Source organism: Leclercia pneumoniae (assembly GCF_017348915.1).
GTDB lineage: Bacteria > Pseudomonadota > Gammaproteobacteria > Enterobacterales > Enterobacteriaceae > Enterobacter > Enterobacter pneumoniae.
In genome coordinates this window covers 2,520,301-2,535,994 of record NZ_CP071383.1, presented here as the reverse complement: position 1 = coordinate 2,535,994, position 15,694 = coordinate 2,520,301, and the positions used below count along the sequence as shown (strand labels likewise).

Annotated in this window: 16 protein-coding genes; 12 read left to right on the top strand and 4 right to left on the bottom strand. The window is 52.4% G+C overall.

The window, feature by feature from the left end:
• Positions 1–9 precede the first annotated feature (9 nt).
• The 5 genes from JZ655_RS12250 to JZ655_RS12230 all read left to right on the top strand — a co-directional run bounded on the left by JZ655_RS12250 (position 10) and on the right by JZ655_RS12230 (position 4,824).
• Positions 10–174: a hypothetical protein gene (locus JZ655_RS12250; RefSeq protein WP_207291912.1), complete on the top strand. Its 165-nt coding sequence runs from the start codon at positions 10–12 to the stop codon at positions 172–174.
• A 46-nt stretch (positions 175–220) separates the two neighbouring features.
• Complete coding sequence (locus tag JZ655_RS21410) at positions 221–1,321, top strand: DNA replication protein (RefSeq protein WP_242637267.1); 1,101 nt, start codon at positions 221–223, stop codon at positions 1,319–1,321.
• Complete coding sequence (locus tag JZ655_RS12240; RefSeq protein WP_242637266.1) at positions 1,318–2,607, top strand: replicative DNA helicase; 1,290 nt, start codon at positions 1,318–1,320, stop codon at positions 2,605–2,607. Before JZ655_RS21410 ends, JZ655_RS12240 begins: the two co-directional genes overlap by 4 nt.
• Before the next feature lie 44 nt (positions 2,608–2,651).
• Positions 2,652–3,799 (top strand): IS3 family transposase gene (locus tag JZ655_RS12235; protein ID WP_160435769.1). Its coding sequence is split into 2 segments (ribosomal slippage): positions 2,652–2,889 and positions 2,889–3,799, totalling 1,149 coding nucleotides; the frame shifts between segments, so codons are not numbered across the junction.
• Positions 3,800–3,918: 119 nt separating this feature from the next.
• Positions 3,919–4,824, top strand: coding sequence for an SGNH/GDSL hydrolase family protein (locus JZ655_RS12230; RefSeq protein ID WP_207291911.1), 906 nt, complete (start codon positions 3,919–3,921; stop codon positions 4,822–4,824).
• A gap of 32 nt (positions 4,825–4,856) precedes the next feature.
• On the opposite strand, the gene JZ655_RS12225 is transcribed toward JZ655_RS12230, so the two are convergent.
• Positions 4,857–5,852: an acyltransferase gene (locus JZ655_RS12225; protein WP_207291910.1), complete on the bottom strand. Its 996-nt coding sequence runs from the start codon at positions 5,850–5,852 to the stop codon at positions 4,857–4,859.
• A gap of 247 nt (positions 5,853–6,099) precedes the next feature.
• Between JZ655_RS12225 and JZ655_RS12220 the strand changes: the two genes are divergently transcribed.
• The 4 genes from JZ655_RS12220 (at position 6,100) to JZ655_RS12205 (ending at position 8,145) form a co-directional block, all read left to right on the top strand.
• Entirely contained in the window at positions 6,100–6,489 is a 390-nt protein-coding gene (locus JZ655_RS12220) for a HumD family translesion DNA polymerase (RefSeq protein ID WP_207291909.1), read from the top strand.
• Positions 6,490–6,628: 139 nt separating this feature from the next.
• Positions 6,629–6,904 (top strand): YcgL domain-containing protein, encoded by a 276-nt coding sequence (locus JZ655_RS12215; protein ID WP_207293842.1) that lies wholly within the window; start codon positions 6,629–6,631, stop codon positions 6,902–6,904.
• Between the two features lie 46 nt (positions 6,905–6,950).
• Positions 6,951–7,610 carry a fumarylacetoacetate hydrolase family protein gene (locus JZ655_RS12210; RefSeq protein WP_207291908.1) on the top strand — a complete coding sequence of 220 codons (660 nt, stop codon included), beginning with the start codon at positions 6,951–6,953 and terminating at the stop codon, positions 7,608–7,610.
• 94 nt (positions 7,611–7,704) lie between these two features.
• Positions 7,705–8,145: a YcgN family cysteine cluster protein gene (locus tag JZ655_RS12205; RefSeq protein WP_040075201.1), complete on the top strand. Its 441-nt coding sequence runs from the start codon at positions 7,705–7,707 to the stop codon at positions 8,143–8,145.
• A gap of 43 nt (positions 8,146–8,188) precedes the next feature.
• Here JZ655_RS12205 and dsbB read toward each other — a convergent pair whose 3' ends face one another.
• Both dsbB and nhaB read right to left on the bottom strand, forming a co-directional pair.
• Positions 8,189–8,719: a disulfide bond formation protein DsbB gene (gene dsbB / locus JZ655_RS12200; protein ID WP_040075202.1), complete on the bottom strand. Its 531-nt coding sequence runs from the start codon at positions 8,717–8,719 to the stop codon at positions 8,189–8,191.
• Positions 8,720–8,863: 144 nt separating this feature from the next.
• Positions 8,864–10,402, bottom strand: a complete 1,539-nt coding sequence (gene nhaB, locus JZ655_RS12195) for a sodium/proton antiporter NhaB (protein WP_207291907.1) — start codon at positions 10,400–10,402, stop codon at positions 8,864–8,866.
• Positions 10,403–10,598: 196 nt separating this feature from the next.
• Here nhaB and fadR point away from each other — a divergent pair, with 196 nt between their 5' ends.
• Positions 10,599–11,318: a fatty acid metabolism transcriptional regulator FadR gene (gene fadR, locus JZ655_RS12190; RefSeq protein ID WP_040075204.1), complete on the top strand. Its 720-nt coding sequence runs from the start codon at positions 10,599–10,601 to the stop codon at positions 11,316–11,318.
• A gap of 31 nt (positions 11,319–11,349) precedes the next feature.
• Here fadR and JZ655_RS12185 read toward each other — a convergent pair whose 3' ends face one another.
• Positions 11,350–12,882 carry a SpoVR family protein gene (locus tag JZ655_RS12185; RefSeq protein WP_207291906.1) on the bottom strand — a complete coding sequence of 511 codons (1,533 nt, stop codon included), beginning with the start codon at positions 12,880–12,882 and terminating at the stop codon, positions 11,350–11,352.
• 323 nt (positions 12,883–13,205) lie between these two features.
• Between JZ655_RS12185 and JZ655_RS12180 the strand changes: the two genes are divergently transcribed.
• Entirely contained in the window at positions 13,206–14,504 is a 1,299-nt protein-coding gene (locus JZ655_RS12180) for a D-amino acid dehydrogenase (protein ID WP_207291905.1), read from the top strand.
• Between the two features lie 13 nt (positions 14,505–14,517).
• Positions 14,518–15,588: a catabolic alanine racemase DadX gene (dadX, locus tag JZ655_RS12175; RefSeq protein ID WP_207291904.1), complete on the top strand. Its 1,071-nt coding sequence runs from the start codon at positions 14,518–14,520 to the stop codon at positions 15,586–15,588.
• The last annotated feature ends 106 nt before the right edge of the window (positions 15,589–15,694 follow it).

The window sequence follows — 15,694 nt, the reverse complement described above, 5'->3', positions numbered from 1 at the left end:
GTCATTTTAATGGCTAAACGCAAAAAGTACCAGGAAAAAGAGGAGCGACGCCATCCAGATTCGCCAGACGGTCTTATCGTCGCAGCGTCCAAGAACCAGGCATTCGCAGAGCGCCTGATTGGGGTTATCCGCATCGCAATGGCTAAGTCAGGGGTGAAGCATGGGCGTCGTTAAGTTAGCAGATCGAAACGGAGGCGTGTATTCCTCCAGGAGCTCTCGCGTGGACAACAGGAAGCAGGGTCACTTTGCCATGTTCAGAAGCGCTCTCACGGCACCGTGGTCAAAGGATACAGCAAAGTTAGCCCTGTGGGTGCGCCTGCTTGGTGAGGCTCGCTTTAAGCCGGGCAGCGTTGAATTTGCCGGTCGTGAGTGGATGCTTGGGGCCGGGCAGCTGGTGACCACCACCGCCATTCTGGCGAGAAAACTTCGCGATCAGGATGGCAACGAAAAGAGCTCGAAAGCCGTTGAGCGAATGCTGAATTTCTTCAGTCGGGAAGGGATGTTAAGCACTAAAGGAACCCCATTCGGAACCGTGATTACCATCACAAATTACTGTGAATATCAGGGTATTTCAGGCGTCGAAGGTAGTGACGAACCTCCAGTCGAACCTAAACCCAGTGCTGGCGCGGTCTTGAAGCTCGTACCCGTCGAAGGGGGTGACGAACCACCCGTCGAACAGAACAAGAATGGAGTTACTAAAACTAATAAAACCCCCCTTACCCCCCAGGGGGAAAACATGCTCGCTCAGGAAGTCATGGATTACTTCAACCAGCTGACAGGCGGTCGTTACTCAAACCTGGCACCGTTCGAAAAAGCGCTCACCACCGTGAAGTGCAAAGACCAGTGCTACACCGCTGAAGAGCTGAAACTGGTTATCCGCTGGGCCCACGCAAAATGGGACCACAGATTCAAGCCGGAAAACCTGTGCCGAATGACCCGCTTCGATGGCTACCTGTCAGACGCCCTGATCTGGGCAGACGGGCAGGGCAGCAACCCGGCACCATGCCCACACGAAGAGATCATCAAACTCTGGAATGGCAAATTCCCGGCTAAGGCTGTCTCGCTGCATGAGTGGAGCCGCCGCCGACCGGCCTACCGCGACCTTGAGGCGGTCTGGAATGGCAAAACCAGCCAGGGCAACTGGCGAGAGCTGAAGCACATGGGCATGGCCTTCGAGCTGATCGGGAAATCCTCCCTGTTCAGCACCCGAGGCGATCAGCCATGGCTGACTCTCGACTGGATCCTGAATCCGAAAAACTGGGGCTCTGTCTACGAGCAGGCCATCAACGAGCACCGTATGCGCAAGGGAGTGACTGCATGAGCCGTTTTATCGATTTGTACGTTGAGCAGGCCGTCATTGGCGGGATCATGCTTGCAGCAGGGCGCACAGAGGGTGCTGATATGGCGACTGACGCGATTGAGGGGCTGACTGAGGATCACTTCACAGCAGCGCCTCACAAGGTGGCTCTGCGGTCCTACAAGCGCCTCAACGAGTCCGGGGAGAAGATAGACCTGCTAACCCTGACCAGTGACCTTGAGCATCTTGGGGCGCTGGAGGACGCAGGTGGATTCGCTTACCTGGCTGAATGCAGCAAGAACACGCCGTCGTTCGCAAACCTTGCGGCTTATTGCGAGAAGCTTCGTGAAATGCACCTGGGTCGCCGGATGACTCTTGCCCTGCAGGTAGGGATACAGAAACTATCGGAGCCATCCAGTGAGGGTATAGCTGACATCATCGGCAACATTCAGGCTGATATCTCCGGCATTGAGCACAGTGCTGACTATGGAACCGAGCACATCACCACCGGGATCGACATGTCTCTTGAGACCATCCAGTCGATTATCAGCGGCGATATCTGGAAGCACAAAACCGAGCTGGGTATGGCAACCATCGACAGCGCTTTCGGCGGGTTCAACAACACCGATTTCATCGTTGTTGGCGGTCGCCCGGGCATGGGGAAAACCATGTTCAGCACCACCGTGACCGAGACCGTCGGCCTGAAGAACAAAAAGCCTGTGCTGTTCTTCAGTCTGGAAATGCCAGTTGATCAGATCTCGGAGCGTGTCGCTTTCCACCGGGCCCGGGTGAGCAAAGAGGATTTACTCAGCAAGCAAAGCGGCGTGATGGATGGTGCCTGGGGTAAGGTCGGCCACTGCATGAAGGATTTCATCGAAGCCCCGATCTATATCAACGACAAGCCATCCCTCAGCGTTCACCAGGTGCGAGCGGAAGCCCGGCGCATGAGCAAGAAGCTTGGCGGACTTGGTGTGGTCATTGTCGATTACCTCCAGAAGATGCGCATGTCTGACCCTGAGAACATGAACCGCAGCGTAGGGGAGATCGCCACTGGGCTGAAGAACCTGGCGAAGGAGTTGCGCTGCCCGGTCATCGCACTGGCTCAGCTTAACCGTAAGGTCGAAGAGCGTGCGAACAAGCGCCCGGTCGCAGCTGACCTCCGAGAGTCCGGTGTTATCGAGCAGGAAGCCGATGTCATTTTCATGATCTACCGGGATGAGAAATACAACCCGAACACAGAACTGAAAGGCATAACCGAAATCATCTGCGTTAAATCCCGACACGCCCCGTGTGAATCGCCACGGGTTTAACAGACACCTCAGAGTCATTTAAGATGACTTAAAGAGAGGTGCCCATGAGCGGTAAGCGTTATCCCGAAGAGTTTAAAATTGAAGCGGTAAAACAGGTTGTTGATCGCGGCCATTCTGTTTCCAGCGTGGCAACACGTCTCGGTATCACCACCCACAGTCTTTATGCCTGGATAAAGGCATATGGCCCGGATTCCTCAACCAATAAAGTCCAGTCAGACGCTCAGGCTGAGATCCGACGCCTCCAGAAAGAGCTGAAGCGGGTTACCGACGAACGGGACATATTAAAAAAAGCCGCGGCGTACTTCGCAAAGCTGTCCGACTGAGGTACGCCTTTATCCGTGACAACACCTATTGCTGGCCTGTCCGACTGCTTTGTCGGGTGCTGGATGTGCATCCGAGTGGTTTTTACGCCTGGCTTCAGCAGCCGGATTCACGGCGGCATCATGCTGACCTGAGGCTGACGGGGCTGATAAAGCAGTTCTGGCTGGAGTCGGGTTGCGTTTATGGTTATCGCAAGATCCACCTCGACCTGCGGGATACCGGACAACAGTGCGGAGTTAACCGTGTCTGGCGACTGATGAAGCGTGCCGGGATAAGGGCTCAGGTCGGGTACCGTAGCCCACGGGCACGTAAGGGTGAAACCAGCATCGTGACGCCCAACAGGCTCCAGCGGCAGTTCAACCCGGAAGCACCGGATGAGCGTTGGGTAACGGACATCACCTACATCCGGACTCACGAAGGCTGGCTGTATCTGGCTGTGGTTGTTGACCTGTTCTCGCGCAAAGTTATTGGCTGGTCAATGCAGCCCCGGATGACAAAGGATATTGTCCTGAATGCACTTCTGATGGCCGTGTGGCGACGTAATCCTCAAAAGCAGGTGCTGGTTCATTCTGATCAAGGCAGTCAGTACACAAGCTATGAGTGGCAGTCGTTCCTGAAATCACACGGGCTGGAGGGCAGTATGAGCCGTCGCGGTAACTGTCATGACAACGCAGTCGCAGAAAGTTTTTTCCAGCTACTGAAACGTGAACGGATAAAGAAAAAGATCTACGGAACGCGAGAAGAAGCTCGCGGTGATATTTTTGATTACATCGAAATGTTTTATAACAGTAAGCGTCGGCATGGTTCGAGTGATCATATGCCACCAACTGAATACGAAAAACAATATTATCAGCGGCTCGGAAGTGTCTAGATTATCTGTGGCGATTCACTGCAGCGGTGAATTGGGAGGCTCGCTGGTAAAACATTGAATGTGCGCCCGTCACGACGTAAGATCCTATTAATCTGAAATCTGACGGGGTGGCATTATCAATGGAAAACAGGCGAAACATACTCAAGCTGACACTGGCATCTATAGCGGGTGCATTTGCAATGTCCGGGTATGTTTCAGCAAATAAAAAGACACCAGAAGATGATAAAAATGGCATTAGGAAGTTGATAGATAAGCCTGTTGCAAATAGGCGTTCGCTAAGCAAAAAAACAATTGCTTACTTCGGTGACTCATTGACAGAGTTTGGTGATATTCCGGAGCGTATAGCGCTTCGAACCGGTGCGAATGTCCTCAAGTATGGCTTCGGTGGCTGCCGTATGGGTGCTCACATCCATATCGGTTACGATTCAATGAGTATGTACCGCATTGCTCACTCCATTAATACCAATGATTATTCACGAATGGAGTCTTTCGCTGACGATTTAATCCGTGAGTTTAGCGATAATAACCTTCCGCAAATAAATAAACTGAAACTGACTGACTGGGAAAGCGTTGATTACGCGATAGTTGCGTTCGGAACTAACGACTATGGTGGCAACAGACATATTAATAACCAAATTGGAAAGGTTACAGACTTCACACCTGATGGTTCAACATTCTGTGGCAGTATAAACTATATTATTCAGCAGTTACTGGATCGAAATCCAAGAATGCGGCTAGTGTTTATAACCCCTCTATGGAGATTAAGAACTCCGTCTGATTATGATGGCGTCAATGGTGGTTCAGATAAAACAACGAATGCAAATGGTGTATTCCTTGTTGATTTTGTAGACGCATTGATAGAGTGCTGCGGTAGGAATCACATTGAGGTATGGGACGGGTATAGGAAAAGCGGAATAAATCAATATACCGCGAAAGAATACCTTGTTGATGGTGTACATCCAACCAAGGAAGGATATGAATTGCTCGCAGACAAAATCTCTGCGTTTATGGAGTCGAGTTTTTAAGATTTTGGCAAGGGGATGCCTTGCCAATTAAATCATGAAACAAATCTTCTGGTGTCTAGCTTATAAATCAAATATCCCATCGCGACGCTGACTATAGCCCCTACTGAAAATACATACAGGATATCAAAGTAGTTGGAATCTTTGTGCACCTTATTTATATAATCAAGTACAAGAGCGTGCAGACCATAAACAGGCAGAGAAACCGATGCTATGAATGGTGTTGCCTTCCCAAAAATAAGAAATGAATCGCCGCAGTTCTTTATGAAGATGAACATGCAAATTGATGCCCAAAGAACCAGGAATGAGAAGTTGCTGTAGAACCCGCCAAACCAAGTCCCTCCCTTGTGAGAGGCTAGCGCGGTAAATACTGCGGTTAAAGCCGAGAACACAACAAAACCAAGAAGATATAGCTTATTATTCTTGCCATTACTCTCAGCAGCACCTAACGACGCCCCGAGCGCTGCATAGACAAGGTAAAACAAAGTCGACTCATCCAGGAACAGCACTCCTTTCATTTCAAAATCAAAAAGAGTTCTCGTGAAGTGGAATGATCTGAGATTGAAAAATACAAAGATGATCGAAGCCACGAAAATCATTTTTTTAGGTGATACTTGCTTAACCTGAAAAATACAGAAGAAGATATAGCACAGAATTATCGTGTAGAAAAACCACAAATGATAGAAAACGGGTTTTGTTATAGCTTTAAACAAAGTCTCAAGAGATGGAACAATGCCGTAAGCATATGCAATATATGCCACGGAGATTGAGCTATAAAAAACCAAATTCACCACAAGTTTTATAATATTCTTGGTTTTAACATCTTTATTGCGCATAAAGATGTACCCCGAAATCATAAAAAATAGAGGTACGCAGACTCTGGTAAATGAGTCGATAATATTCGCCACATACCAGGTAGATATATCTATTTTCTGAAATTTATATAGATATGGAGCAGCAGCATGAAGAAGCACCACCAGAATGCAAGACAGAGCTCTTATGTTGTCCAGCCAGACAATACGTTGATTCATTGTGTAAATTCGCGCAAAAAACAAAACTATACAATGGATAATTATTCAATTGCAAACTGATACTCGTGATTACTGTGATGTACATCTAAATTTAGCTTAGGCGCGCAAATGATTCATTCGCTTTTAAAAACCTATCAGGCGTAATTCTCATCATATTGCTGTTCTAATATGGCTGCCCAATGCGTGTTGATCAATCTCAATGGGTGATGCACTGTATATGTATACAGTATAAATTGGAGTGCAGATCATGGGCTTTCCATCACCCGCAGCAGACTTCACCGAATCACGTATATCACTTGACTCGATGCTCATAAGCCATCCGTCAGCCACGTACTACATGCGCGCGGCAGAGACTCACTATCGAGCCGGAATCATGTCCGGTGCGCTGCTGCTCATCGACTCGGTATTGAAGCCCTGCGACGGTTCTCTTCTTGTTTGTGCTCTTGAGGGTGAATTCAGGATAAAGCGGTACCGGACTCATCCGCGACCACACCTGGAGAATCTTGCTGATGGGAGATGGGAGGAGTTGCCGGTGGACAGGGAGAATACGTCAGATGCGCTGGCGGTGTTTGGGGTGATCAAGTACATCATCAATGATGCGCGGTCGGGTGAGTTCGACGAATGCCCGGTGATGTGACGGGAATGTGCCACAGGATTGACACAAATGAGCAGAGGAAGGCAAAAATCTGCAAACCCATTTTAAGCTGGCTGGCTTGTGGTGCGGGTTTGGTTGGTGATAGCGTATGTCGAAATTACGCATCAAAAAGAGTAAAAGTATGTTTTGTGTGATCTATAGAAGTACCCAACGCGACCAGGCTTATCTGTATGTCGAAAAAAAAGACGATTTTTCCCGCGTGCCTGAAGAATTACTGAAGCAGTTTGGTCCACGCCAGCTGGCGATGCTTCTGCCGCTGGATGGCCGTAAAAAATTGATCAATGCCGATCTCGAAAAAGTAAAAACCGCACTGGCCGAGCAAGGCTATTATTTACAACTTCCTCCTCCTCCGGAGAATTTACTTAAACAGCATCTTGCGGAGCAGGGAAAAAAGTAGTTCAGAATTATCTGTCAGCGTCACATTAACCTTTTAGGGGACGATTATGTATCAGCATCATAACTGGCAAGGGGCATTACTCGATTATCCTGTAAGTAAAGTAGTTTGCGTAGGCAGTAATTATGCGAAGCATATTCAGGAAATGGGTAGCGCGGTTCCGGACGAACCCGTGCTGTTTATTAAACCTGAAACAGCGCTTTGCGATATTCGCCAGCCGCTGGCCCTGCCGCAGGGGCTGGGATCAGTCCATCATGAAGTTGAGCTGGCGGTACTGATTGGCGCAACGCTTCGTCAGGCCTCGGAAGAGCATGTCCAGAAAGCGATAGCGGGTTATGGTGTGGCGCTGGATCTGACGCTGCGCGACGTACAGGGTAAAATGAAAAAAGCCGGTCAGCCGTGGGAAAAAGCCAAAGGTTTTGATAATTCCTGCCCGATCTCCGGATTTGTGCCTGTTTCTGAATTTCCTGACGATCCACAAAATACCCCGCTCAGCCTCAAGGTGAACGGCGAAGTGCGTCAGGAAGGCACCACGGCAGACATGATCCATAAAATCGTCCCGCTTATTGCCTATATGAGCCGTTTCTTCACCCTGAAACCGGGTGATGTGATCCTGACGGGCACCCCGGATGGGGTTGGGCCGTTGAATAGCGGTGATGAACTGGAAGTGGCTTTTAAAGGCCAGTCGCTGAAAACCCGCGTGCTGTAAGCACAGCTTGCCGCCGCTAATGGGCGGCAAAACTTGCATCCCCGTGCCAGACTGGTTATAAGGTGCGCTTTCTTTTTGACGTGTGGACATCCTTATGAGCGAAATCCCTTTCTGGCAAAGCAAAACTCTCGACGAAATGACCGACGCGGAGTGGGAATCGTTGTGCGATGGCTGCGGGCAGTGCTGCCTGCATAAGCTGATGGATGAAGACTCTGATGAGATCTATTTCACTAACGTCGCCTGCAACCAACTCAATATTAAAACCTGTCAGTGTCGTAATTATGAGCGTCGCTTCGAGCTTGAGCCGGACTGCATAAAATTGACCCGTGATAACCTGCCAACCTTCGAGTGGTTGCCCCATACCTGCGCCTATCGTCTGCTGGCGGAAGGGAAGGGGTTACCGACGTGGCACCCGTTATTGACCGGTTCGAAAGCGGCGATGCACGGCGAGCGTATTTCGGTACGCCATATTGCGGTGAAAGAGTCTGAGGTGCGCGACTGGGAAGACCACATTTTGAATCATCCCAATCGTTAAACATAAAAAAACCCGCCGAGGCGGGTTTTTTTATTCGCATTCATTACCGACCAAACAGATCGCGTTTTTTCGGTTTGAAGGGTTGAGCAATCAGTACCAGCAGCGCCACGATGAAGTAAGCCGCAAAAATACCAACCAGCCACTGCGGCATCTCCAGTGACAGAAACTCCCACTGACGCACAGAGCAGTCGCCCGATGCCACGAACACCTGCGGCAGCCATTTATCCAGCGGCAGCCAGCCTGGGAAGCGAGCGGCAAAATCGCAGGTCATAAACGGCGAGGGGTGCAGCTGGATCATGGTGTGCTGCCAGGCCAACTCAACGCCTTGCCAGGCGCTGTATAACCAGATGGCGATAGCCGCGTAGCGTAACGGCGTCTTCGGCGCGATAGCGCCGACCAGACCGGCACCCATAATGCCAAATAGTGCACAACGCTCATAGATACACATCACGCAGGGTTGCAGCAGCATCACATGCTGGAACCACAGCGCGACCATTTCCAGCGCAAAGGCGGTCAGCGCCATCAATAACCACGCTCCGCGACCGCGCGAGCACTGGTTCAAAAATCTCAACATAATCATTTCCCTGGGACATGCTTAGAAAGCGCAGTGTAAACGAATTCATTTCACACGCCACCTGCTCAGCGAAAAATAAAACGTAATCGGATATTTATCATGCGGAAAGTCAAACCGGGCATCTGACTGCCCGGTTTGACTGACTTATTGCGCGGCCAGTATACCCGCCCCGATCATCCAGTGGGTAAGAGGAATCAACATAATTTTGACGCACAACAAACCAACCAGCGTTAAGACCACCGTGTAGGGCAACGCCATCCATACCATGCGGCCATAAGAGAGCCTGATGAGTGGGGCCAGCGCAGAGGTGAGCAGGAAGAGGAAGGCGGCCTGGCCGTTTGGAGTGGCAACCGAGGGGAGGTTAGTCCCGGTGTTGATCGCCACCGCCAGCATCTCGAACTGCTGGCGATCAATGGCTCCGCTCTCCAGCGCCGCTTTGGCTTCGTTAATATAGACCGAGCCTACAAAGACGTTGTCCGAAATCGACGACAGCAGGCCGTTAAAGAGATAAAACAGCGTGAGCTGCGCGTCCGGCTCGGCCTGCAGAACAAAGTGGATAATAGGCGCAAACAGTTGCTGATCAACAATGACCGCCACCACCGCAAAAAAGACCGCCAGCAGAGCGGTAAAAGGCAGCGCCTCGGTAAACGCCTTACCGATGGCGTGTTCGTCGGTCACGCCGGTGAGCGAGGTGGCGAGAATAATCACCGACAGGCCAATCAGGCCTACCTCAGCAAGATGAAACGCCAGGGCAATGATCAGCCAGACGCCAATGACCCCCTGGACAATCAGGTTAAGCGTCTGCTGACGAGTCCGCTGGCTGCGGCTTTTCGCATCATAATCCTGCAGCACCTGGCGTACCGGGGCAGGCAGTTCAGTACCGTAGCCAAACCATTTTCTCTTTTCCACCAGCCAGCAAGTAAAGAGCCCGCACACCAGAACTGGCACGCTAACGGGTGCAATGCGCAGGAAGAAGTCACCAAAGCCCCAGCCCACCGCTTTAGCGATAATCAGGTTCTGCGGCTCGCCGACCATGGTCATGACGCCACCCAGCGCGGTACCCACCCCGGCGTGCATCATCAGGCTGCGTAAAAAGGCGCGAAACTGCTCCAGCACATCGCGCTGTTGGGCATCGACATGGCTGTCATCCTGTAGCGTCTCTGCCGGGCGCGAGGAGGCGAACCGGTGATAAATATCGTAAAAGCCCACGGCGACGCTGATGACCACCGCCACTACCGTCAGCGCATCCAAAAACGCCGACAGGAATGCGGCTGCGCAGCAGAAAGCAAGGGAGAGCAGGGTCTTTGACGGAATGCTCAGCAGCAGGCGCGTGAAGATAAACAGCAGCAACTGCTTCATAAAGAAGATCCCTGCCACCATAAACATCAGCAGCAGCAAGACTTCCAGATTATTCGCCAGCTCTGTTTTCACGTGGTCCGCGCTGGTCATGCCGATCACGACCGCCTCGAAGGCCAGCAGCCCACCGGGCAACAGCGGATAACATTTTAGCGCCATCGCCAGGGTGAAAATAAACTCCGCCACCAGCAGCCAGCCCGCGGTGAAGGGATGAATGAAAAAGATTACCGGGTTGATAATCAAAAACGCGAGAAGAGTCAGTTTGTACCAGTCCGGCGACTGACCTAAAAAATTGCGCCAAAAAGCGCGCCCATAAGACATTTCCACAGCAGATTTCCTTGCCCATCACATAATTACAATTTAAGTATACGCAACTGAGCTGCACAGGGGGCATGGAGGCAGACGTAAATTGACAAAAATAGAACAGCGATCCCTTTTTTCTCGCGTCGCTGCGCTATCTGCCTCTGCCTGCCTCTGGTATGATGAGTCCATTAGCAAAAAGCTGTGTAATGGAAATCTCACTATGGTCATTAAGGCGCAAAGCCCGGCGGGTTTCGCGGAAGAGTACATCATCGAAAGCATCTGGAATAACCGTTTCCCACCTGGATCGATCCTTCCCGCTGAACGAGAACTCTCTGAACTGATTGGCGTTACCCGTACTACCTTACGTGAAGTGTTGCAGCGTCTGGCCCGCGATGGCTGGCTGACGATCCAGCATGGCAAACCGACCAAAGTGAATAACTTCTGGGAGACATCGGGGCTGAACATCCTCGAAACGCTGGCGCGCCTCGATCATGAAAGTGTACCGCAGTTGATCGATAACCTGCTCTCTGTGCGCACGAACATCTCGACTATCTTCATCCGCACGGCATTCCGCCAGCATCCGGACCAGGCGCTGGAAGTGCTGGCCCGTGCAACCGAAGTTGAAGATCATGCCGATGCCTTTGCCACCCTGGATTACAACATCTTCCGCGGCCTGGCCTTTGCCTCCGGCAACCCGATTTACGGGCTGATCCTGAACGGAATGAAAGGTCTGTATACCCGCATTGGGCGTCACTACTTCGCCAATCCGGAAGCCCGCGCGTTGGCGCTCGGTTTTTACCACAAGCTCAGCGAGCTCTGTTCAGAAAGCCAGCACGATCAAGTATACGAAACGGTACGCCGCTACGGTCATGAGAGTGGTGAGATCTGGCACCGTATGCAGAAGACGCTGCCCGGCGATCTGGCCATTCACGGTCACTAAAAAAAAGCCTCTCATCGAGAGGCTTTTTTGTTTAAAGCGTGTTCATTCGCGGGGGACAACGTTCCAGTAACTCCACGCTGCCATCCTCGTTTTGCTGCTCCAGCGTGACGTCAAATCCCCACAGACGATGCACATGTTTCAGCACCTCTTTGCGTCCCTTATCCAGCGGCGCGCGATTATGCGGGATATAACGCAGCGTTAATGAACGGTCGCCCCGCAGGTCCACATTCCACACCTGAATATTGGGCTCAAGGTTACTCAGGTTGTACTGAGAGGAGAGGCGATTGCGAATCTCACGGTATCCCTCTTCATTATGAATCGCGGAAATCTCCAGATAGTTATTGCGGTCGTCATCCATGACCGTGAACAGGCGGAAGTCGCGCATCACTTTGGGAGACAAGAACTGGCTGATAAAGCTCTCATCCTTAAAGTCGCGCATCGCGAAGTGGAGCGTTGTCAGCCAGTCTGAACCGGCGATGTCCGGGAACCAATACTTGTCCTCTTCGGTCGGCGTCTGGCAAATACGCTTGATGTCCTGGAACATGGCAAAGCCCAGCGCGTAGGGGTTGATCCCGCTGTACCAGGGGCTGTTATAGGGCGGCTGGAACACTACATTCGTGTGGCTATGCAGAAACTCCAGCATAAAGCGCTCGGTCACTTTGCCTTCGTCATACAGGTGATTAAGGATGGTGTAGTGCCAGAAGGTGGCCCAGCCTTCATTCATCACCTGGGTCTGTTTCTGCGGATAGAAATACTGGCTCACCTTGCGCACAATGCGCAGGATCTCACGCTGCCAGGACTCCAGCAGCGGGGCGTTTTTCTCCATAAAATAGAGCAGATTCTCCTGCGGCTCGGAGGGATAGCGGCGAGCCTCGGGCATGGCCTTCTCCTCCTCGCGTCTTGGCAGGGTACGCCACAGCGTATTCACCTGGCTTTGCAGATACTCTTCGCGGCTTTTCTGCCGCGCTTTCTCCTCCTGCAAAGAGATCTTCTGCGGGCGTTTGTAACGATCCACACCATAGTTCATCAGCGCGTGGCAAGAGTCGAGCAGCTTCTCCACCTCATCCACGCCGTAGCGCTCTTCGCACTCGGTAATGTATTTTCGGGCGAAAATCAGGTAATCCACGATTGAGCTGGCGTCGGTCCAGCTACGGAACAGATAGTTGTTCTTGAAGAAAGAGTTGTGTCCGTAACAGGCGTGGGCCATCACTAACGCCTGCATGGTAATGGTGTTTTCTTCCATCAGATAGGCAATGCAGGGGTTAGAGTTAATCACAATTTCATACGCCAGCCCTTGCTGGCCATGCTTGTAGAGGCGTTCGGTTTCGATAAATTTTTTGCCGAATGACCAGTGCGGATAGTTGATGGGCATCCCGACGCTGGAGTAGGCGTCCATCATCTGTTCGGAGGTGATGACCTCAATCTGATGAGGATAGGTATCCAGACGGTACAACTTTGCCACCCGATCGATCTCTGCCAGATAGATATCCAGCAGCTCGAAGGTCCAGTCGGGTCCGTCGTTGAGACGTGTGCTGTCCTTATTCATCGAATCAATAGTAGCCATTAGCGCGCCCTCATTGTGATTAGCTCTCTCTGTCTGGAGAACCTCTTTTCAAGCATAGAACACCCCATTCAAAAGCGTGCTGACGCAGGATTTTTTTCTTTGCGATTTCCCGTTTTCAATACGGGGTAAAATGGGGTCCCGGCAGTATTTTATACTGGTTAAAAATGACGCGCAGCAGGAGATGCCAAATAACGCCCATCCCCGCCTGATGGGGAAGGTGTGAGGTAAGTCACCATAAAAAAGCCGTATGTTGAATAATATTTTCATCTGAGTTATCAATCTGTAATCAGAAGATTGTTCTTTTGCTTATTAACGGAGTGGCTATGCGTGTTGTCATACTGGGAAGTGGCGTCGTTGGCGTAACCAGCGCCTGGTATCTGAGTCAGGCGGGACATGATGTGACCGTCATCGATCGGGAGCCGGGCCCGGCCCTGGAGACCAGCGCCGCGAACGCGGGGCAGATTTCGCCAGGCTATGCGGCGCCATGGGCGGCACCCGGTGTGCCGTTGAAGGCGATTAAATGGATGTTCCAGCGCCATGCGCCGCTGGCGATAAGCCTGGATGGCACCCAGTCTCAGTTAAAGTGGATGTGGCAGATGCTGCGTAACTGCGACACGCGGCACTATATGGAGAATAAAGGCCGCATGGTGCGTCTGGCGGAATACAGCCGCGACTGCCTGAAAGCGCTGCGCGCCAGCACCAATATCCAGTATGAAGGACGGCAGGGCGGCACCCTGCAGCTGTTCCGCACGGCGCAGCAGTACGAGAACGCCACCCGTGATATTGCAGTGCTGGAAGATGCGGGCGTGCCTTATCAACTGCTGGAAGCCAGTCAACTGGCCCAGATTGAGCCTGCGCTGGCGGACGTGGCGCATAAACTGACCGGCGGCCTGCGTCTGCCTAACGATGAAACCGGCGACTGCCAGCTCTTTACCCAGAACCTGGCTCTGATGGCGGAGCAGGCAGGGGTGAAATTCCGTTACAACACCGCTGTCGATCAGCTGCTGTACGAAGGGGAAAAAATCTACGGTGTGAAATGCGGGGAAGAGGTGGTCAAAGCTGACGCCTACGTTATGGCCTTTGGCTCATACGCCACCGCCATGCTGAAAGGCATTGTCGACATTCCGGTCTATCCGCTGAAGGGCTACTCGCTCACCATCCCGGTGAAAGAGGAGAGTGGCGCCCCGGTTTCGACCATCCTGGATGAGACTTATAAAATCGCCATCACCCGCTTTGATAACCGCATCCGCGTGGGTGGCATGGCTGAAATTGTCGGTTTTAACACCGAGCTGCTGCAGCCGCGGCGTGAAACGCTCGAGATGGTCGTCGGGGATCTTTTCCCACGCGGCGGTGTTATCGAGCAGGCCACTTTCTGGACCGGGTTGCGTCCGATGACGCCGGACGGTACGCCTGTGGTAGGCCGCACGCCGTTTAAAAACCTGTGGCTCAATACCGGCCACGGCACGCTGGGCTGGACCATGGCGTGTGGCTCTGGTCAGCTGCTGAGCGATTTGATCTCCGGGCGGACGCCGGCAATTCCGTTTGATGATTTAAGTGTGGCGCGCTATCGTCCGGGGTACTCTCCGTCACGCGCACAACACCTGCACGGCGCACATAACTAATAAAGGAGTCGTCATGTCCCGTCCCGTTCTGGCACAGATCGATTTGCAGGCCCTGAAGGATAACCTGCAGGTTGTGCGTCGCGCTGCGCCAGCTTCACGCGTCTGGTCGGTGGTCAAAGCCAATGCATATGGCCATGGTCTGGATCGCATCTGGAGCGCCTTAAGCGCTACCGATGGTTTTGCCTTGCTCAATCTTGAAGAGGCGATCCTGCTGCGTGAGCGCGGCTGGAAAGGGCCGATTTTACTGCTTGAGGGGTTCTTCCATGCGGATGAGTTACCCCTGCTGGATAAATATCGTCTTACTACCAGCATTCACAGCAACTGGCAGGTCAAAGTTCTGCAAAATGCGAAACTGCACGCGCCGCTGGATATCTACGTGAAGGTCAACAGCGGCATGAATCGCCTGGGCTTCCCACCTGAGCGGGTGCACAGCGTCTGGCAGCAGCTGCGTGCCATGCAGAATGTGGGCGAAATGACCTTAATGTCCCACTTCGCCGAATCGGAACTGCCCGACGGAATTACCGCGCCAATGGCGCGTATCGAACAGGCGGCCGAGGGGCTTAACTGCCCGCGGTCGCTCTCTAACTCGGCGGCCACGCTCTGGCATCCTCAGGCCCATTTCGACTGGGTGCGCCCCGGCATCATTTTGTACGGCGCCTCGCCGTCGGGTCAGTGGCAGGATGTAGCCAATAGCGGAATAAAACCGGTGATGACCCTGCGCAGCGAAATTATCGGCGTACAGACCCTGAAGGCGGGTGATGCCGTAGGTTATGGCAGCCGCTACCGCGCCAGCGGGGAGCAGCGGATCGGCATCGTGGCGGGGGGATATGCCGATGGTTATCCGCGCATCGCCCCCAACGGCACCCCGGTATGGGTGGATGGGGTACGCACCGGCACCGTTGGCGCTATCTCAATGGATATGATGGCCATTGACTTAACGCCGTGCCCGCAAGCGGGTATCGGTTCACCGGTTGAGCTCTGGGGCAACGAGATAAAAATTGATGATGTCGCCGCAGCGGCAGGCACCATCGGTTACGAGTTGATGTGCGCCCTGGCACCGCGGGTACCGGTTGTGACGGTGTAACCACTAAAAAAACAACGTGGGATGTCATGCCAGTCAGTTAAGTAGGGTGAATTGTTCCGTTAACTAAAGCATTTCTGTTCTATGCCGTTTCCTCAGCGGCCTGACC